This window comes from Allobosea sp. BE125 (genome assembly GCF_031456075.1).
In the GTDB taxonomy this organism is placed as follows: domain Bacteria; phylum Pseudomonadota; class Alphaproteobacteria; order Rhizobiales; family Beijerinckiaceae; genus Allobosea.
Genome location: NZ_JAVDTY010000004.1, coordinates 39,229 through 58,496, shown reverse-complemented (window position 1 = coordinate 58,496; position 19,268 = coordinate 39,229). Strand labels below are relative to the sequence as shown.

The following is a 19,268-nucleotide window of genomic DNA, read 5'->3' as shown; positions in this document are numbered from 1 at the left end:
GGGCCATTCGAGGCTGGCGCGGCGCTGGTCCATCGTGAAACTGGGAAGCGATGGTCACCCCGGCTTGCGCAAGCGCCCGCGCGTCAGCGCAGGGCGGCAGCCGGGCCCGTAATTCGCCGGAGGTCTATGAACGTGGCGCGATCAGCAAGCATCTGCGGCTTCTAGCAAACGCGGTCTACGGAAGGAAGGGCGGCGTTTTCGCCAAGATGTCGCGCGCTGCCACGCTATCGGCGTCCATCTGCACGATCAGCGCTTCGAGCGTATCGAACTTCGCCTCGCCGCGCAGCCACGAGACGAGCGCGACATCGACCTGCTTGCCGTAAAGGTCGCCGGAGAAATCGAAGACGAAGGTCTCCAATCGCGGCGCACCGTCGTCGAAGGTCGGGCGGCTGCCGAAGCTGGCGACGCCATCATGCCAGACGCCGTCGATCTTCATCCTGACCGCATAGATGCCGTAGCGCAGCTTGCAATCGCGGGCGAGGTGCATGTTGGCGGTGGGATAGCCGAGATCGCGGCCGCGCTTGTCGCCATGGGCAACGACACCGCGCACGAACCAGGGCCGGCCCAGAAAATCCGCGGCGCGTGCGACATCGCCGGCCTCGAGCGCGATACGGACCAATGTCGAGGAGACCGGCTCGCCGGCCCAGGCATAGGGCGGCACGACCGCGACGGGCACGCCTCGCGCGCCTGCGCGGGCCTGCACCATCTCGGGCGAGCCGGCGCGGCCCTGGCCGAAATGGAAGTCATAGCCGCAGACGAGCCCGGCTGCCCCCAGCTTGCCGAGCAGCAGATCATCGACGAAGGCCTCGGCGCTGATCGCCGCGACACCGCGGTCGAAAGGCAGGATAAAGGTCAATGGCAAGCCGGCCTGGCCGAGCAGCTCCAGCTTCACGGCTGGCGGCGTCAAACGGAACACCGGTTGGTCGGGGCGGAAGACGCTGCGCGGATGCGGCTCGAAGGTCAGTGCGGCGGCTTTCGTCCCACGCTCGCCCGCCATCGCGACCGCCACGCGGGTAAGCTCGACATGGCCGCGATGGACCCCATCGAAATTGCCGAGCGCCAGGACCGCACCGCGCAAGGCGTCCGGAACCGGTTTCTCGATGTCGAGAACGAAGGCGGCATGTACGTCAGCAGGCTGCGCGTCGGCAGGCGGCGCATCGGCGGGAAAGGTCATCGATCGCAAGCGTCCGGGCGCCCGAGGAGCCCGGGCCGGAGCAGTGTTTGGCCTCAAGGCCGCAGAGGCGTCAAGGCCAAGAGCGAGACCCGTCATTCTCGGACGAAGCGAAGCGCAGATCCGAGAACCTTTTTCAAGAAAGGGCTTTCCTGCCTGAGATGGCCGGGTCAAGCCCGACCATGACGTTATGGCACGCTCAGACCTTCGACCGCGCAGGCGGCAGCGCGACCCAGGCCTCGCCCTCCAGCACGGCCTTGCCGTCGACCAGGCATTCACAGAACAGCCGCGCCCGCCTGCGCTCGGCCACCAGCTCCACCACCTCGACGCGGGCCGTGACGACATCGCCGATCTTGACCGGCGCAAGGAAGGTCAGGGTCTGCGAGAGATAGACTGCGCCCGGCCCCGGCAGGCGTGTGCCGAGCAGCGCCGAGACGAGGCTTGCGGTCAGCATGCCATGGGCGATGCGCTGGCCGAACTTGGTGCTGGCGGCATAGCGGTCGCAGAGATGGATCGGGTTCGCATCGCCCGAGAGATCGGCGAAAAGCGAGATGTCGCGCTCCATCACGGTGCGCATCAGGCTCTCGTTCTGCCCGATCGACAGATCCTCGAAGGCATGAACCTGATAAAGAGAGCTGGTCATCATCCTGGTCTTCCTGGTCGTGCCGGTGCTCCAGGGCAGCACCTCGGCGCGGCCCGGTTTCTATCTCGCATCTGCGAAAGCCTGTCACAGCCGCCCGGCTTCGACCATTGAACTTTGGTGATCGCCGGCCATTGCAGCCGGCAAAACGGGAAATACCGTTGGGTCACTTCGGCATTGGATTAACCGCTTTGAAACGCCGCAGGACTATGACCGTTGATCCATGGCCGCCCGTTAGAGACGGCACGCAGCCTGGGTATCGCCCCGCCCTGCGAATTTGATGCTTGGAGCACCATAATGGCTCTCGACCCCTCCATGCCGATCCTGGTGGTCGATGATTATCAGACCATGGTCCGAATCATCCGCAATCTCCTGAAGCAGCTCGGCTTCGAGGATGTCGACGATGCATCCGACGGCTCCGCGGCGATCGCCAAGATGCGCGACAAGAAATACGGGCTGGTGATCTCGGACTGGAACATGGAGCCGATGACCGGCTTCGAATTGCTGCGCCGCGTGCGCGAGGAAGATGCGCTGTCGCAGACGCCCTTCATTATCGTGACCGCTGAATCCAAGACCGAAAACGTCATCGCCGCCAAGAAGGCCGGCGTGAACAACTACATCGTCAAGCCGTTCAACGCTCAGACGCTGAAGACCAAGATCGAATCGGTCTGCGCCGCCTGAGCGCCTGCCGCGTTCTCTCGGAAACGCGCCGTTATCCCAGGACGCCCTGCGGGCGCCCAGGATGACGCTCTGAAGACCCTCACCACACCAGATGCGGCAAGGCGTAGTCCGGCCGGTGGCTCTGCTCGGCGAACCAATTGTGCCTGTGCTCCCACGACGCCTCGAGCAGGTCCTGCGCATGGATCCCAGCCAGCACCATGACGCTCGCCGCGCCAAAGCCGTTGGCCCCGGCGATGTCAGTGCGGATCGCATCGCCGATGCCGCAGATGCGTGATCTCTCAACGCCTACGCCACGCTCCCGCTCCATGATCGCGACCGCCATCTCGTAGATCGGCTGGTGCGGCTTGCCGGCATAGATGACCTTGCCGCCGGCCTCTTCATAGGCGAGCGCGATCGAGCCCGCGCAAGGCACGATGCGCCCTCCCCGATCGACCACCAGATCGGGATTGGCGCAGATCAGGGTGAGTTCGCGCCGGGCAAAGTCGGCCAGCATGCCGGCATAGCTCTGCGCCGTCTCGGTCTCGTCGTCGAACAGGCCGGTGCAGAGCACGTAATTCGCCTCCGCCGGCCCGACACGCGGAGCATTAAGCCCCGCGACCAGCGGCAGGTCGCGGTCGGGGCCGAGCATGAAGACAGGCTCGCCGGCGCGCTCCTGGATCAAGGCGCGGCAGACATCGCCGGAGGTCACTATCGCGTCCCAGGCGTCCTTGGGCACATTGAACCCGGCGAGCTGGCGCTCGATCTCGGCGCGCGGGCGCGGCGCGTTGGTGACGAGGACGACGAAGACGCCGCGCTGCCGGGCAGCCACCAGCGCCTCGACGGCGTCGCGATGCGCCACGACGCCGTTATGGACCACGCCCCAGACATCGCAGAGGCAGAGATCGAACCGGTCGGCGATCTCGGAAAAGCCGGTCAGGGCCGTGGTGGCTTTGCTCTTCGATGGCGGCAAGTCTTGATCACTCAAGTCGCGGTCACTCCGGATGGTGTTGGGCGGATTCTACCGCCTGAAGGAAAGCATGATGCCGGAAAATGACAACCGCTTCTCGGCGTCGAGCTCTCATGCACTCGAGCTTTCATGCACCGATGAGGCTAGGAGGGCCAGGGCCCATACGGGCGATCAGGCGCTGGCGCGGCGCAGTACGGAGCGGAACGACTGACGCTCGGGTTTGGCCTCGTCCTGCTCCGGGCTGGCGGGCGGCTGGGGATAGCCGAGGACCTCGGCGGTGGGGCGCGGCAGTGCGGCTTCGCTTGCGGCAGTGGGCGGCGCGGCCTCCGGCTCGGCGAAGACCTCTGGCTTCACCGGGCGCGGCGGCGAGAAGATCAGGCCCTGCGCATAGGTGATGCCGAGCTCGATCATGTCCGCGACGGTCGGGTTGTCGGCGATCTCGTCGGCGACCAGCGCGATCGAGGCCCGCGCCATCATCGACGCCAAATCACCAGCCGCGATGTCGAGCGAACCCTCACCTGCCATCTCGGCCTGGAACAACGTTGCGGGCGCCTTGACGAAGCGAATGCCGCGATCGAACAACGCGATGGGATCGAGCCGCAGATCAGCGACCTGGTCGAGCGCGAAACGCACGCCATTGGCCGACATCGCGCCGAGCAGTCCCAGACTTGCCGGGTCCAGCGCGCGGAAGACGCGCTGCGGCATCTCCACCACGAGGTGGCCATTGTGCTCGCGATATTTGTCGAGAATGCGCGACAGCGTCGCCAGTGCCTTGGACGAACTCCAGGTCGCCTCGCTGAAATTGCAGGAGACGAAGAGCCCACCCTGCTTCGTGCCGAGATGGCGCGCGATCGCCAAAGCGCGCGTCAGCACCAGCGCATCGAGTGTCGGACCGAAGCCGCGCTGCTCGACGACCGACAGGAAATCCTCGGGCAGGAGCAGCGTGTTCTCGTCGACCCGCAAGCGCACCAGCGCCTCGTAGCCGCATGTGCGTCGCTGCGGCAATTGCACGATCGGCTGCAGATGTACCTCGACCTTGCCCTCGGACAAGGCCGTGCTGATCACCGCAGCACGCTTGTCGGCGGCGCGACGTTCGGCGGCGCGCTCAGCCTCCTCGCGTTCGGCCGCGATCGCATCGAGCCGCGCCTGGCGCGCGGCCTCCGGATCGATCACCGGAACCGGCGCCGGCGCGGACTTGGCTGGTGGCGACACCTGCCGCGCTTGCGCCACGATCAATTGGGCGTCGTGGTCGGCGAGCGTGGTCGCAACCTGATGGATGAGATCGCCGAGCAGGCCGACCTCGGCCGTCAATTCGTTGATCGCGGCGCGCGCCGGCGCCGCGTCGGCCTCGCGCATCGGCATCTGTTCGACGCGCTGCGACAGGTTGTCCAGCCTGATCGCATTTGTCGCGAGCCTGACCTTGACCTCGCCGAGGCCGGCGAAGATCTGCTCGCGCTGCGCCAGCAGACGCCGCTCATAGAGCCGGGCCGTGCCGATCAGCCCGCCGCCGCAGAGCAGGAGTCCCGCGGCTGCGCCCAATCCGCCCGGCAGCAGCAAAGTCGCGATCGCGCCGGCCGAAACGCCTGTGACGGCGGCGGCGAGAGGGTGCAATGCGTTCAGGCGGGCAGGGGCCAAGGCAGCATTCGCGCGTTGGGTTGATCGGGACGAATCGGCGAATCACGGGTGTTCCGCAACCTTAACCATAGGTCGGACCGCTTGCGAGCGCCGGGTGGGGGCTTTGCGACTGCAAATGCAGGAAAAACAGTGGATCGCGCGGCGAAGACGGATCAGGGCCGCTTGATCAGGTCCAAGATCGTCGGCCCCAGATCGCTCATGACCCGTTCGATAACCGGAGGGCTGAACCCCCGGCGCTCGAGGAAGAGGCGCGGATCGACGCGAAACAACGGAGACGCCTCGGCTAGGCCCGACACTGCTGCGACGAATCCAGCCTGGTCTCCGGCTCCGGCGTAATGCAGCGCGCGTCCAAGCAGGCTCAGCGGCCCTTCATTTGCCAGGAGCCGGGCGGCATGGCTTTCGGCTTGCTTGTTGGCGCCGGTCAGCCGCGCGCCCAGAAAGGCGAAGAAATCATACCAGGGCGGCCGGCCGCTGCTGAGCGAGACCGCCCGTTCCAGCAGGGGCAAGCCTTCGGCCGGGCGGTTGAGCTGGATGAAACGCGCCCCGAGATCAGCCATGATGTCGGGATCATAGGGGTTGCGCGTCAAAGCCTCGCGGCCAGCTGCCAGCGCCTCGTCGGGCTGCCCACGTGCGAAGAGCACGTCCATCATCGCCTGCAGGGCGCGGGCGCTGGACGGCGCCAGGCGAACTGCGTTCAGCGCCGCGCTCAGCGCCCGGTCGAGCGGCGGGCCGGGCTGCAGATTCAAGCCGGCGGTGTATTCGTCGAGGGTCAGGAGGGCGAGCTGCGACCAGGCCGCGTGGAAGTTCGGATCCTTCTCGAGCATGCCCTCCAGGCAGGTGCGCGCCGCCAGATGGTCCTCCGCCTTCATCGTCAGGCGGAAATCGAGAGCTTGGAAGATGCAGCGCATCGCCGGCGAAATGATCGAGGACTGCCTGAAATCGGCATGGATGACGCCGAACGGCTCGGCCAGGCGGATCGCCAGGCGCCGGGCGATTTCCGGCAATTCTGGATCCTCTGCATTGAACCGGAACTTCCTGTTGCTGGAGCCGGTCCAGACGATGCGCCCATCCTTGACCGCGCGCAGTCTCGCCGCGCTCTCGGTGACATCGCCGAAACGCGTCGCGCTCAGCTCGAAGACGTAGTCGGCATCGACCGTCGTCGCGCGCGGGTCGAGCGGGGCCTTCACGGTCACGAGATCGTCGAAGCCGGCGATCGCGTCGGCCAGAAGCGCCACGAACCGGCGCGCGATCTCGTTCGCCATCGGGTCAGGCGGCAACTCGCCGATCACGATCGCCAGGACGGGCAGATGCGCCGCAGTGGTGGATGTCGTCGGCTTCACCGCCCGCTCGACCGGAACGCTCTGCTGCAAAACGCCCGGCTGCAATGAGCGTGCGCCGGACACCGGGGGCTCATCGTCCCGGATACGATACCAGGAGGCCAGCGACGCCAATCCGAGCAGGAGCGCCAAGCCAGCGCCCAGCAGCCAGCGGCGCGAGACGGCGGCATCGGGACGCCGGGGCGCCTCCTCCTGCGCCACGGCATCGCCCGCAGCCGCGGTCGCGGCGTCGACCCCGGCGCGCTCATCGATCTCGAATGCCGGTACATAGGCGCCCACCGGGATCGCGATGCGGACCGGATCGTCGGCGCCCTCGCCGAGATAATATTGCCCAAGCGCCTTGCGCAGGCGGCCCGCCTCGACGCGTACGATCGGGTCCGATTGCGGATCGAAATCGGGCGGGCGGCCGAAGGCCTCCACCGCCACGGTATATCCCTTCAGCTCGGCGCTGCGCCCGTCGAGCGCGCGATCGACGATGAAGGTCAGGAAGGCGGAAAGCTGCGGCGCACCGCGGAACAGGTCCGAAGCCAGGACACGATCGAGCCCCGCGCGAATCACTGCGGCTCTCTGCTCGTCCAGCCTGACGCCGGCTTGACCGCTTGAGACCATTGGGGTCTGGCCCAGTTTGTCGCTCCCCTTGTTCAGACTAGCTTAGACACGACGTAACGTCACCCGGCAAAGAATGATGGGTCGACTCTCGTGGCGCGCAGGGATGCCCCGATGCGACGGCGATTTACAGCCCGGATCGTACTGTTAGGTTGAGAGACGCTTAACCCCACGAGGACGCCTTGATGACATCCGCCACGCAGCCGCTGGGCACGCCGAACAATCTCGAAGCCTTTTGGATGCCGTTCACGGCGAACCGCTCGTTCAAGCAGAATCCGCGCATGATCGCGCGCGCCGAGGGGATGTTTTATTACACACCGGAAGGAAAGCCGGTGATGGACGGAACGGCAGGGCTGTGGTGCTGCAATGCCGGCCACGCCCGCAAGCCGATCATCCAGGCTATCCAGGCTCAGGCCGAGGAGCTCGATTACGCACCTTCCTTTCAGTTCGGCCACCCCAAGGTCTTCGCGGCCGCCGCCCGCATCGCCTCCCTGGCGCCGGGTGATCTCGACCATGTCTTCTTCGCCGGCTCCGGTTCGGAGGCCGCGGACACCGCGCTGAAGATCGCGCTCGCCTATTGGAACGTCACGGGAAAGGGCTCGAAGACCCGGCTGATCGGCCGCGAGCGCGGCTATCACGGCGTCGGCTTCGGCGGCATTTCTGTCGGCGGCATGGTCAACAACCGCAAATTTTTCGGCAGCCTGCTCGCTGGCACGGACCATTTGCCGCATACCTATGACCGCGAGAAGCAGGCCTTCAGCAAGGGCGAGCCGGATTACGGCGCGCATTTCGCCGATGACCTCGACCGCATCGTCGCGCTGCATGACGGCTCGACCATCGCCGCCGTTATCGTCGAGCCGATGGCCGGCTCGACCGGCGGGCTTCCGGCTCCGAAGGGCTATCTCAAGCGCTTGCGCGAACTCTGCGACAAGCATGGCATCCTGCTGATCTTCGACGAGGTCATCACCGGCTTCGGCCGCCTCGGCTATGCCTTCGCCGCGGAGCGTTACGGCGTCATCCCCGACATGATCACCTTCGCCAAGGGCGTGACCTCGGGCACCGTGCCGATGGGCGGCGTGATCGTGCGCAAGCACATCTACGACGCCTTCATGAACGGCCCCGACAACGCCATCGAGCTGTTCCACGGCTACACCTATTCCGGCCATCCGCTGGCAGCCGCCGCCTGCCTGGCGACACTCGACGTCTACCGCGAAGAAGGCCTGTTCGAGCGCGCCCGCGAGATGGAGCCGGCCTGGGCCGACGCCCTGATGACGTTGAAGGGCGAGCCAAATGTGGTCGACATCCGTCAGGTCGGGATCGTGGGTGCCATCGATCTCGCGCCGCGGGCCGACGGTGTCGGCAAGCGCGCCTTCGAAGCGATGGACCGCCTCTTCCGCGAGGAAGGGCTGATGGTCCGCACCGCCGCCGACACGATCGCCTTCTCGCCGCCGCTGATCATCACCGAAAGCCAGGTCGGGGAGCTGGTCGACAAGCTGCGCCGGGGGATCCGGGCGGTGGCAGCCTGAGCGCTTTCCCTTCTCTCCACCAAGATCGGGCTTGCCCGATCTTGGCAAAGTTCATGCCCATGTCGGAAACATCCGACATGGGCGGGAGAATCTGCCGGGCGCAGTGAAGCGAATGAGAAAAGGGTCGCTCGCGCGACCCTTTTCTTCGTCTGTCGAGAGGCTTCCCTCATCCGAGAGAAGAAGGCTCAGGCCGCCTTCTTCGCCGTGCCGTAATAGCTCTCGCCCATCTTCGCCATGCGCTTGAGCTGCTTGTTCGGCTTGAAGCGCTCGCCATGCTTCTTCGCCAGGGCCTCGCAGAGCTTCACGAAGGCGGCCGCGCCCATATTGTCGATATAGCTCAGCGTCCCGCCCGAATAGGGCGCGAAGCCGAAGCCGATGATCGAGCCGACATCGGCCTCGCGCGGATCGGTGACGACGCCCTCCTCATAGGTGCGCGCCGCCTCCAGGGCCTGCGTCACCAGGAGGCGGTGCTTGAGTTCCTGCATGTCGACGCTCTCGGGGTCGAGATGCGTCGCAACCAGATCCGCCAGCCCCGGCCAGAGCCGCTTCGGCCCGGCTTCGGGATAATCGTAGAAGCCCTTCTTGTTCTTGCGGCCGAGCCGACCATGCGTCTCGACCATCTCGGCCAGCAGCTTCTCCTGCGCCGGATCGACCGCGCCCTCGCCGAGCTGCGCCTTGGTCGCCCTCAGCACCTTGTAGGCGAGATCGACCGCGACCTCATCGTTCAGGGAGAGCGGGCCGACCGGCATGCCGGCCTGCTTGCCCGCCTGCTCGATCATCGCCGGCGGCACGCCTTCCATCAGCATGAGATGGCCCTCGCGGATGTAGTTGCCGACGCAGCGATTGGCGTAGAAGCCGCGCGTGTCGTTGACCACGATCGGCGTCTTCTTGATGGCGCGGACGAAGTCGAGCGCCATGGCGAGCGCCTTCTTGCCGGTCTTCTTGGCCATGATGATCTCGACCAGCAGCATCTTCTCGACCGGCGAGAAGAAATGGATGCCGATGAAATTCTTCGGCCGCCCACTATGTTCGGCCAGCCCCGTGATCGGCAGGGTCGAGGTGTTGGAGCCGAAGATCGCCTTGGGCGCAATCACGGCCTCGACCTTGGCGATGACCTCGGCCTTGACCTTGGGATCCTCGAACACGGCCTCGACGACCAGGTCGCAGCCCTTCAGCGCGGCATAATCGGCGGTGGCGGTGATGCGCCCGAGCAGCGCATCGCGATCGGCCGTCTTGGCGCGGCCCTTCATGATCTGGTCGGAGACCAGCTTGTGCGAATAGGCCTTGCCCTTGTCGGCCGCCTCCTGGTCGCGGTCGACCAGCACAACCTCGAGCCCGGCCTGCGCCGTGACATAGGCGATGCCGGCGCCCATGAAACCGGCGCCGACGACGCCGACCTTCTTGAGCCTGCTCGGCGGCACGTCGGCTGGGCGGCGCGCGCCCTTGTTCAGTTCCTGCATCGAGACGAAGAGCGAGCGGATCATCGAGGCCGCCTCCTTCGTCCGCAGGATTTTCGCGAAATAGCGGCTCTCCACCTTCAGCGCGAGATCGATCGGCAGTTGCAGCCCCTCATAGACCGCCGAGAGGATGGCGCGGGCGGCCGGGTAATTGTCATTGGTCTCGCGGCGATAGATCGCATTGGCCGGCGGCCAGATCTGCATGCCGGCCGGCGAATAGACCTTGTTGGAGGGCAGCTTGAATTTCGGATCATCCCAGAGCGCCTTGGCCTGCGGATTGGCCTTGAGCCACTCCTTGGCGTTGGCGACGAGCTGGTCGCGCGGCACAACCGCATGGACGAGACCGGTGTTGCGTGCGGGCAAGGCTTTGATCTGCTCGCCCTTGAACATCATCTGCAGCGCGTCGCCGGTCTGCATCAGGCGCGAGACGCGTTGCGTGCCGCCAGCACCGGGGAAGAGCCCGACCTTGATCTCGGGCAGGCCGACGCGGGTCGAGGCATCATCCGAGACAACGCGATACTGGCAGGCGAGCGACAGCTCGAAGGCGCCGCCCAGGCAGATTCCATGGATCGCCGCCGCGAAGGGTTTCCCGCAGGTCTCGAGCTTGCGGTAGAGCAGCGAGAGCTTGCGGCTCTCGTCGAAGAAGCTCTGCATCGCGACCTGCTCGCCCTTCTCCTTGGCCAGGGCGACATAGAGATCGCGCAGGCCCTGCAGCATGGTGAGGTCGGCGCCGCCGGAAAAGCTCTCCTTGCCGGAGGTGATGACGCAGCCCTTGATCGCCTCGTCGCCTGCGACCTTGTCGATGATCTGGTCGAGCTCGCCCATCAATTCGGGCGTGATGACGTTCATCGAGCGGCCGGGCATGTCCCAGGTCGCGGTGGCGATGCCGTCGGAATCGGTTTCGAAGCGGAAATTGGTGAGGTTCATTGGTAGCCTCCCTGCCTTCTCCCCTTGGGGGAGAAGGTGCCGAGCGCAGCGAGGCGGATGAGGGAAGTCCGCACGCCATGCTTCGGGTGAAATTGTTGTCCTTCCCTCATCCGACCCGGCTACGCCGGGCCCCCTTCTCCCCCGAGGGGAGAAGGGGAAACTCACACCCGTTCGATGATGGTTGCGACGCCCATGCCGGCCGCCACGCACAAGGTCACCAGGGCGGTGTTCTTGTCGGTGCGCTCCAGCTCGTCGAGCACGGTGCCGAGGATCATCGCGCCGGTCGCTCCCAGCGGGTGGCCCATCGCGATCGCGCCGCCATTCACGTTGAGGATGGCGTCATCGATGTCGAAGGCCTGCTGATAGCGCAGCACCACGGAGGAGAAGGCCTCGTTCAGCTCGAACAGGTCGATGTCCTTGGTCGTCATGCCGGCCTTGCGCAGCACGAGCTCGGTGACATCGACCGGGCCGGTCAGCATCAAGGCAAGGTCGGAGCCGATGGTGGCGAAGGCCTTGATGCGGGCGCGGGGCTTCAGGCCCGCCGCCTTGCCGCCCTTCTTCGAGCCGACGAGCACAGCCGCCGCGCCGTCGACGATGCCCGAGGAGTTGCCGGCATGGTGGACGTGGTTGACGAATTCGACATCGGGATGGGCTGCGGTCGCGACCGCATCGAACCCACCCATCTCGCCCATCTGGACGAAGGAGGCTTTCAAGCCAGCCAGCGTCTGCATGTCGGTGTTGGGGCGGATGGTCTCGTCGCGATCAAGCAGGATCAGGCCGTTGACGTCCTTGACTGGGATCACCGAATTCTTGAAACGCCCGGCCTCCCAGGCGGCGGCGGCGCGCTTGTGCGAGCGCACCGCAAAGGCATCGACATCATCGCGCGAGAAGCCGTATTTCGTCGCGATCAGATCGGCCGAGACGCCTTGGGGCATGAAATAGGTGTCGATCGCGACGCTGGGATCGACCGCGATGCCGAAGCCCGAGGCGCCCATGCCGACGCGGCTCATGCTCTCGACGCCGCCGCCGATCGCCATCTCCTTCTGGCCCGACATCACCTGCGCGGCGGCGAGGTTCACCGCGTCCAGCCCGGAGGCGCAGAAGCGGTTGATCTGCACGCCCGGCACTTCCTTGCCGTAGCCTGCCTTGAGCGCGATGGTGCGAGCAATGTCGGCGCCGGCCTCGCCGACAGGATCGACGCAGCCGAAGACGACGTCCTCGACGAGCTTGGTGTCGAGGTTGTTGCGCTGCTTGATCGCGCGCAGCGTCTGCGTGCCGAGTTCGATCGCGGTGACCTCGTGCAGGGAGCCATCGGCCTTGCCCTTGCCGCGCGGCGTGCGGACGTGGTCGTAGATGAATGCATCAGCCATCAAGGGCCTCCCGGCATTTTGTTGTTGGGCAGTCGGCAATGGGCAGTCGGCAGTCGGGTAGGCAGAGGTTACGACTGCCTACTGCCGACGGCCCATTGCCCGTCTATCAGAACTGGTCCGCGCTCAGCGCCATGGTGCTGTCGGCTCCCGAGGTGATCCGGGCCAGATGCGCGGCCGTCTCCGGCAGGCTGCGCTCCATGAAGAAGCGCGCCGTCACCAGCTTGGTGTTCATGCGCTCGGTCGCTCCATTGGCGCCGGCCTTGAGCTTGTCCTGCGCGACCTTGGCCATCTTCACCCACATATAGCCGAGCGAGACGAGGCCGAGCAGATGCATGTAGTCGCTCGCGCCGGCACCGGCATTGTCGGGCTTGGCGAGGGCATTGTTCATGAACCACATCGTCGCCTGCTGGAGATGGCCGAGCGAGAGCTGGAGCGGCCCGAGCAGGGGCTTCAGCCCTTCATCCTCGGCATTGTCCTTGAGGAAGCCCGCAACCTCGTTGAAGAAGGCCATGATGGCGCGGCCGCCATCGCGCCCGAGCTTGCGGCCGACGAGATCCATGGCTTGGACGCCATTGGCGCCCTCATAGATCATGGCGATGCGGGCATCGCGGACGAATTGCTCGACGCCGGTCTCGGCGATGTAGCCGTGACCGCCGAACATCTGCTGCGCCTTCACCGCATTGTCGAAGCCGGTATCGGTCAGCACGCCCTTGAGCACCGGCGTCATCAGGCCGAGCTGGTCATCGGCCGCCTGGCGCTCGGCGGCGTCGGTGGAGCGATGGGAGATATCGGACTTGATCGCGTTCCAGATCACGAAAGCGCGGGCCGCCTCGTTGAAGGCCTTGATCGACATCAAAGTGCGGCGCACATCGGGATGCACGATGATCGGATCAGCCGCCTTGTCGGGGCTTTTCGCGCCGGTCAGCGCGCGGCCCTGGACGCGCTCCTTGGCATAGACGACGGCGTTCTGATAGGCGACCTCGGACTGCGCCAGCCCCTGGATCGCGACGCCGAGGCGCGCCTCGTTCATCATCACGAACATGGCGTTGAGGCCCTTGTTCTCGGCGCCGATGAGCCAGCCCTTGGCCCCGTCATAGTTCATGACGCAGGTCGAATTGCCGTGAATGCCCATCTTGTGCTCGATCGAGCCGCAGGAGACGTGGTTGTTCTCGCCGACGGAGCCATCCGCGCCGATCGCGTTACGCGGCACGACGAAGAGCGAGATGCCCTTCACGCCTGCTGGGGCGCCCTCGATGCGGGCGAGCACGAGATGGATGATGTTGCGGGTGATGTCCTGCTCACCGGCCGAGATGAAGATCTTGGTGCCAGTGATGGCATAGGAGCCGTCGCCATTGGGCACGGCCTTGGTCTTGATCAGGCCGAGATCGGTGCCGCAATGCGGCTCGGTCAGGTTCATGGTACCCGACCACTCGCCCTCGATCATCTTCGGCAGATAGGTGCGCTTCTGCTCGTCCGAGCCGTGGACATAGAGCGCCGCGATCGCGCCCATGGTCAGGCCGGGATACATCGCGAAAGCCATGTTCGCCGAGGAGGCGAACTCGTTCATGACGGCACCCAGCGTATAGGGCAGGCCCTGGCCGCCATATTCGGGGTCCATGGCAAGACCGATCCAGCCGGCGCCGGCATAGGTCTCATAGGCCGCCTTGAAGCCCTTGGGCGTCGTCACGGAGCCATCGGCGTTGCGCGTGCAGCCTTCCTGGTCGCCCGAGTGGTTCAAAGGCTGGAGGATCTCCTCGCAGACCTTCGCACCTTCCGCCAGCACGGCCTCGACCACATCGGGCGTCGCGTCGGCAAAGCCCGGCAGGTTGTTGTAGCGCTCGATATTGAAGACGTCGTTCAACAGGAAAAGCGTGTCTTCGACGGGTGCCTTGTAGACCGGCATGTTCATCCTCCCTCTCGTCGCGACGCCGGCCCGCCAGATCACCGCGGGGGCCACATCAGAATAGTTCATATGTAAACTATCAGGGCAGACTTGGCAAGGTGAGTTTCAAAAAGAGGCAATTGCCTCATGCGCAATCGGACCACCCTTCCGCGCGGCGCGCAACAGCCGCAAGACAGCAAAAAGCCCCGGGCGGCTGCCCGGGGCTTTTTGCGGAAAAACGGAGTTCCCTGAAAGCTGGCTACTGCGAAAAATCGGCCCCCACTTCTCGCATGCCGCCCTTCAAAGGCGCCTCGTATCCTGGTCGAAGGTGCTCAGCCCTTGCGGAAGCGCGCTTGCGTCGCTTCCAGCTCAGCGATCGCTTCCTCGATCTCCTTGCGCTGGCTGCGCAGCAGCTCGAGCTGCTCCGTGACCTGCTCATGGCTGAGCTGCAGGCCGCCAACGGACGCCGAACCCTCGGCGGCCTCGCCCTTCTTCTCTTCATTGGCGAGCATCGCGCGGATCTCGACCAGCGTGAAACCGAGCTGCTTGCCCTTCAGGATCAGGGCCAGGCGAGCGCGGTCGCGGCTCGAATAAATCCGGGTCATGCCGGAGCGGGCCGGAGCGAGCAGGCCGCGCGATTCATAGAAGCGCAGCGTGCGCAAGGTCACATCGAAATCGCGGGCGAGATCGCTGATGGTGAAGCCACCGACGGATTCGGTCTCGGTGACGGCAGGGTTGGGCGAGCGGCCTTCATGAGTCGAGGCAGCCGCCAAAGCGAAGCTTGGGCGCGACATTAAGGGTGCATTCCTTGCGGGTTGGGTCTCGGGAACGCCGACCATGCAGGTGGCGATCATCCCTTCGGCAACAGATAGCCGGCTGCTTCCCCTAGCGTCAGGTAATGTGGCGCTTCCGTGAGGTAAGTTACCGTTATACGCGCCCCGCTCGGGGCCGGCCTCTGCGCCCGTTCGTAAAAAATTAACTCCCGACCCCACAATCTTAACTGACTGTTTACCACGGTCGCCAAAAGTCTGCTCTGCGGATCGGCGTCCCGTCAGCAGCAACGTAATCTTCACGGATCGCCACATTCGCAAGGAAAGCAGCGGTGTCAGGGGCCCGCGCCTTTCCGATGAGGACGAGCCCCGTAGGCGAGCGACAACATGGCCACTAGCTTGCCCTGGAGCGTCAAGGGCGTTGATCCGCGCACCCGCGACGCCGCGAAAGCCGCAGCCCGCCGAGCCGGCATGACGCTTGGCGAATGGCTCGACAACAAGATTCGCGAAGAGGCCGGCGAGGCGGAGCCCGAGCAGGCCGCGCCCGAGCAACTCGACATCGCAGCGCTTTCGGAACGTCTCGCCAAACTGTCCCAGGGGCAGATGGACACCTCCTCGCACGCGGCCGCCAGTGCCGCTCAGCAGGGCGCCAGTGAGCTCTCGCGCGGCGAGATCGACGCCGTGATCAATCAGGCGGCCGCCGTCGAACGCCTGACCCGCGAATCCAGCGCCAAGACGGCCGGTGCGCTCGACTCGATCACCCGTTGGATCGAAAAGACCGAAAGTCGCATCACCTCCAGCGAGCGCGCCGCCGCCGAGCGCCAGGAGCGCGCGACCAGCGTCATCGCCGATGCGATCAAGACCATGGGCGAGCGCCTCGTCGAGATGGAGCGCAAGGCCAGCGAAGCGAAACAGGCCCAAGCCCAGATCCAAGCCCAGACCCATGCCAAGGCAATGCCGGCCCCGCGCCTCGCCTTCAGCCGCGACGGCCTGGCCGAAGCCGTGAACGACATCCGCACCCGCCAGCGCGTCCTCGACGTCGACGGGCAAGCCCCGCCGGCGCGCCGCTCGGTCCCGGAAAACCGGATCGCAGCGCTGCGCCAGGATCTGCGCGAGTTGAGCAACCGGATCGTGCCCGCCTCGCCAGAGGCGGAGGCGCCGCATCAGCGCATGCGCGCCACCCCGGCCCAGCGTCCGGCCCCTGCTTCAGCCCCGCTCCAGGGCAACCCGATCGAGGCGATGCTGGCCGATCTCGGCGCGCGGCTCGACAAGCTCGACAAGCGCGATCGCCTGGACCCGATCATGAAGCCGCTGGCGCGGATCGAGTCGGACGTCTCGCGCCTGTCGCAGGAGCGTTCGGCCGAGGGCTATCAGCGCTTCGAGCTCGAAATCGCCCATCTCGCCGCCAAGGTCGATGCGCTCGTCGCGCGCGGCGGCGACCGCAGCGTCATCGCCCCGGTCCTGCGCGATATCGCCGAATTGCGTGACATGGTGCGGGCGCCGGCCGCCGACCCCCGCATGGACACCCTGTCGCAGCAGATCTCGTCGCTGTCCACGGAACTGGCGCAATTGCGCGAAGCGCAGCCGGACGGGCGCGAGATCCGCAGTCTCTCGCAGGCTATCGAGGATGTGCGCGACGCCATCCTGTCCGACCGCGCCCATGACCGTCAGGCCGATCCCACGCAGCTGACCTCGCTGTCGCGCCAGATCGAGAACCTGGCCGACAAGATCGACACCTTGCCGGCGATGCGGCCCGAGGTGATCAACGCCCAGGCGGAGCAGCTCTCGGCGCGGCTCAACGAAATGGACGCTTCGGGACGCGGTGTCTCGCATGTCCTGTCCGACCGCATCGAGGCGCTGGTGATCCGGCTGGAGGACATGGCCGGCAGGGACTTGGCCGGCAAGGACTTGGCCGGCCGACAGCCCGACCAGCTCGAGAGCCGCATCGACGCCCTGCAGGAGAGCATCGAGACCCTGGCCGAGCAGGGCCCGGTCGCCGTGACGCGGCAGATCGAAGCCCTGGCCGGCCGCATCGAGAGCCTGGCTGCAGCGAGCAACCTGTCCCAGATCATCAGCGAGGGCAAAGGCCCGCAAGTCGCCCGCGTCGATCTGCGCCCGATCGAGGACATGCTGCGCGGCCTCGCCGAGAAGATCGACGAGGCTGGCCGCCCCGGCGCGGAAACCGGCGCCTTCGACGCGCTGGAGCAGCAGATCTCCGGCCTTGCCCAGAGGCTCGACACCGCCGCGGCGACGCGCTCCGCCGAGACCGGCATCGAGCGGACCTTGCAGGATCTCGTCGTCCATCTGCAGACGCTGCGGCAGGACGCCACCGCCGCCGCCGAGCGCGCGGCGCGCGCCGCCATGGCCGATATGGGGAGCAAGGGCGGGCCGGCCAGCGGCATCGCCGAGATCAGCAATCTGCTCTCGGGCCTGCGCGACACCCATGTCTCCTCCGGGCGCGAGACACAGGACGCGATCGGCGCCGTCCACCAGACGCTTGAAACCGTGATCTCGCGGCTCGCCAGCATCGAGGCCGAGCTTGCCGCCGAGCGGCAAGGCCCGGCCCCGCGCCCGGTGATGCCGCCCCGTCATGCCGAACAAGCGCAGTCCGCCGCCCGTGCGTCGGAGCCGGCGGCGAGCGTCAGCATCGCCCGAGAAGATCGCATCGCCCAAGCCGATCGTTTTCCCCAAGAGGACCGCATCGCCACTGAGCGCCCGCGCGCGGGCCAGCCCGAGGCATCCTCGCCGGTCGCGGCCTCGCTCGATCTGCCGCTGGAGCCCGGCTCGGGCCGCCCGCGCGTCAGCACCACCACCGCGCCGCAGGATGCGCAATCGGTCCGCCAGAGCCTGATCGCCGCGGCACGGCGCTCCGCCAAGGCCGCGACCGAAGCCAGCACGACGCCGGCCGCGACGAGCGAGCCCGCCAAGGGCAGCGGCCGCCTGAAAGAGATCATGGAGAAGCGCCGCAAGCCGCTTCTGCTCGGCCTTGCCGCGCTCGTGCTCGCCATGGGCACAGCTCATGTCGTGACCGGCGCGCTGCAAGGCGGCGGCACGGGCAAGCCGGCCAACGCCGAGGCGGTCGACATCCCCGCCGCACCGCCGGCTCCGGCTCCCGTCCCGGCGACGCCTGCGCCCGCCAAGGACCAGACCTCCGCCCTCCCGCCGGTGTCTGCACCGTCGATCAGCGCGGCGCCCGCCTTCATGAGCCCCGCCCAGGCCGCCATCACCATTCCGGAAGCGGCTCCGGCTGCGGAGCCGCTTGCGACCGCTTCCGCGCCTCCCGCCCAGACCGCGGTCCTGACGGTCACGGGCATCGACGAGCTTCCGGCCGGGCTCGGCAGCGTGGGCCTGCGCAAGGCAGCACTCGCGGGCGATGCACGCGCTGTCTATGAAGTCGCCAGCCGCGCGGCCGACGGCCCGGGCCCCGGCCGCGACCCCAAGTTGGCGCTGCGCCTGTTCGAGCGCGCCGCCGTGGCCGGGCTCGCCCCGGCCCAGTTCCGCCTCGGCAATATGTTCGAGAAGGGCATCGGCACCACGCGCGACGCCTCGCTGGCGCGGGTCTGGTACACACGCGCCGCCGAGCGCGGCAACGCCAAGGCCATGCACAACCTCGCCGTGCTGCATGCCGAGGGCGCCTCCGGCAAACCCGACTACGCCACCGCGACGGAGTGGTTCCGCAAGGCCGCGGAACTCGGCGTGCGCGACAGCCAATACAACCTCGCCATCCTGCTCGGGCGCGGCCTCGGTGCGCCGACCGATCTCGGCCAATCCTATCTCTGGTTCTCCATCGCCGCCGCCCAGGGCGACGAGGACGCCAGCCGCAAGCGCGACGAGGTCGCCCAGCGCCTGAGCCCCGGCGATCTCGCCACCGCCAAGGCCGCCGCCGAGAGCTGGAAGCCGAAGGCGCTCGAAGCCACCGCCAACGACGTGACCCCACCCGGCAAGGGCTGGGACGAGGCGCCGAGCGCGACCACCAAAAAGCCCGCCAAGCCGGCGCATGGCTGAACCCACGACATGACAGGCGCGCAAGAGCATTTCCGCGTTTCTTCGAAACGCCGAAATGCTCTACCTTCTTGTTTTATCGCATTTTCTTCACGCGAACCGGTGTCCACTTCGCTCGAAAATGCTCTAATGCCTGTTTTCGCTTTCAACGTCACGGTTTCGACGCGTTGGCGCGCCATGACGGGACGAGGCCTCCAGTCACCGGCCGGGACAAAACTCCCTTTTTCGCAACGATAAGGATTTGTCTAACCCGATTGGTGCAATCTGGGACGATCCGGCGCCGGGCTTCAGCAAAAGCGCGCCGGGACGCGAGGACCA

General features: G+C 66.5%; 12 protein-coding genes. 3 read left to right on the top strand and 9 right to left on the bottom strand.

Translation table 11 applies throughout. The features are described from left to right. Positions 1-175 precede the first annotated feature (175 nt). Together J2Y55_RS11035 and J2Y55_RS11030 are read right to left on the bottom strand one after the other, a co-directional pair. Entirely contained in the window at positions 176-1,174 is a 999-nt protein-coding gene (locus J2Y55_RS11035; protein ID WP_310152212.1) for a bifunctional riboflavin kinase/FAD synthetase, read from the bottom strand. A gap of 196 nt (positions 1,175-1,370) precedes the next feature. Next, complete coding sequence (locus tag J2Y55_RS11030) at positions 1,371-1,814, bottom strand: MaoC family dehydratase (protein ID WP_103719563.1); 444 nt, start codon at positions 1,812-1,814, stop codon at positions 1,371-1,373. A 294-nt stretch (positions 1,815-2,108) separates the two neighbouring features. Between J2Y55_RS11030 and J2Y55_RS11025 the strand changes: the two genes are divergently transcribed. Further along, complete coding sequence (locus J2Y55_RS11025) at positions 2,109-2,492, top strand: response regulator (protein WP_069690084.1); 384 nt, start codon at positions 2,109-2,111, stop codon at positions 2,490-2,492. Positions 2,493-2,571: 79 nt separating this feature from the next. Here J2Y55_RS11025 and J2Y55_RS11020 read toward each other — a convergent pair whose 3' ends face one another. From J2Y55_RS11020 to J2Y55_RS11010, 3 genes are all read right to left on the bottom strand, one after another. Continuing rightward, on the bottom strand, positions 2,572-3,456 hold the full coding sequence (locus J2Y55_RS11020) for a TIGR01459 family HAD-type hydrolase (RefSeq protein WP_310152205.1): 885 nt from the start codon (positions 3,454-3,456) through the stop codon (positions 2,572-2,574). A 153-nt stretch (positions 3,457-3,609) separates the two neighbouring features. Further along, positions 3,610-5,073 (bottom strand): EAL domain-containing protein, encoded by a 1,464-nt coding sequence (locus tag J2Y55_RS11015; protein ID WP_310152202.1) that lies wholly within the window; start codon positions 5,071-5,073, stop codon positions 3,610-3,612. Positions 5,074-5,225: 152 nt separating this feature from the next. Next, entirely contained in the window at positions 5,226-6,968 is a 1,743-nt protein-coding gene (locus J2Y55_RS11010) for a tetratricopeptide repeat protein (RefSeq protein ID WP_310152199.1), read from the bottom strand. 233 nt (positions 6,969-7,201) lie between these two features. Here J2Y55_RS11010 and aptA point away from each other — a divergent pair, with 233 nt between their 5' ends. Next, positions 7,202-8,542, top strand: a complete 1,341-nt coding sequence (aptA, locus tag J2Y55_RS11005) for an omega-aminotransferase AptA (protein WP_310152196.1) — start codon at positions 7,202-7,204, stop codon at positions 8,540-8,542. A gap of 185 nt (positions 8,543-8,727) precedes the next feature. Here the strand turns inward: aptA and J2Y55_RS11000 are convergent, their stop codons facing one another. The 4 genes from J2Y55_RS11000 to J2Y55_RS10985 all read right to left on the bottom strand — a co-directional run bounded on the left by J2Y55_RS11000 (position 8,728) and on the right by J2Y55_RS10985 (position 14,972). Further along, positions 8,728-10,926: an FAD-dependent oxidoreductase gene (locus J2Y55_RS11000; RefSeq protein ID WP_310152193.1), complete on the bottom strand. Its 2,199-nt coding sequence runs from the start codon at positions 10,924-10,926 to the stop codon at positions 8,728-8,730. 161 nt (positions 10,927-11,087) lie between these two features. Then, positions 11,088-12,296 (bottom strand): acetyl-CoA C-acetyltransferase, encoded by a 1,209-nt coding sequence (locus tag J2Y55_RS10995; RefSeq protein ID WP_310152190.1) that lies wholly within the window; start codon positions 12,294-12,296, stop codon positions 11,088-11,090. A gap of 106 nt (positions 12,297-12,402) precedes the next feature. Further along, positions 12,403-14,199, bottom strand: a complete 1,797-nt coding sequence (locus J2Y55_RS10990) for an acyl-CoA dehydrogenase C-terminal domain-containing protein (RefSeq protein ID WP_310153309.1) — start codon at positions 14,197-14,199, stop codon at positions 12,403-12,405. A gap of 311 nt (positions 14,200-14,510) precedes the next feature. After that, positions 14,511-14,972, bottom strand: coding sequence for a MerR family transcriptional regulator (locus J2Y55_RS10985; protein WP_310152186.1), 462 nt, complete (start codon positions 14,970-14,972; stop codon positions 14,511-14,513). 363 nt (positions 14,973-15,335) lie between these two features. Here J2Y55_RS10985 and J2Y55_RS10980 point away from each other — a divergent pair, with 363 nt between their 5' ends. Continuing rightward, positions 15,336-18,953 (top strand): hypothetical protein, encoded by a 3,618-nt coding sequence (locus J2Y55_RS10980; RefSeq protein WP_310152183.1) that lies wholly within the window; start codon positions 15,336-15,338, stop codon positions 18,951-18,953. The last annotated feature ends 315 nt before the right edge of the window (positions 18,954-19,268 follow it).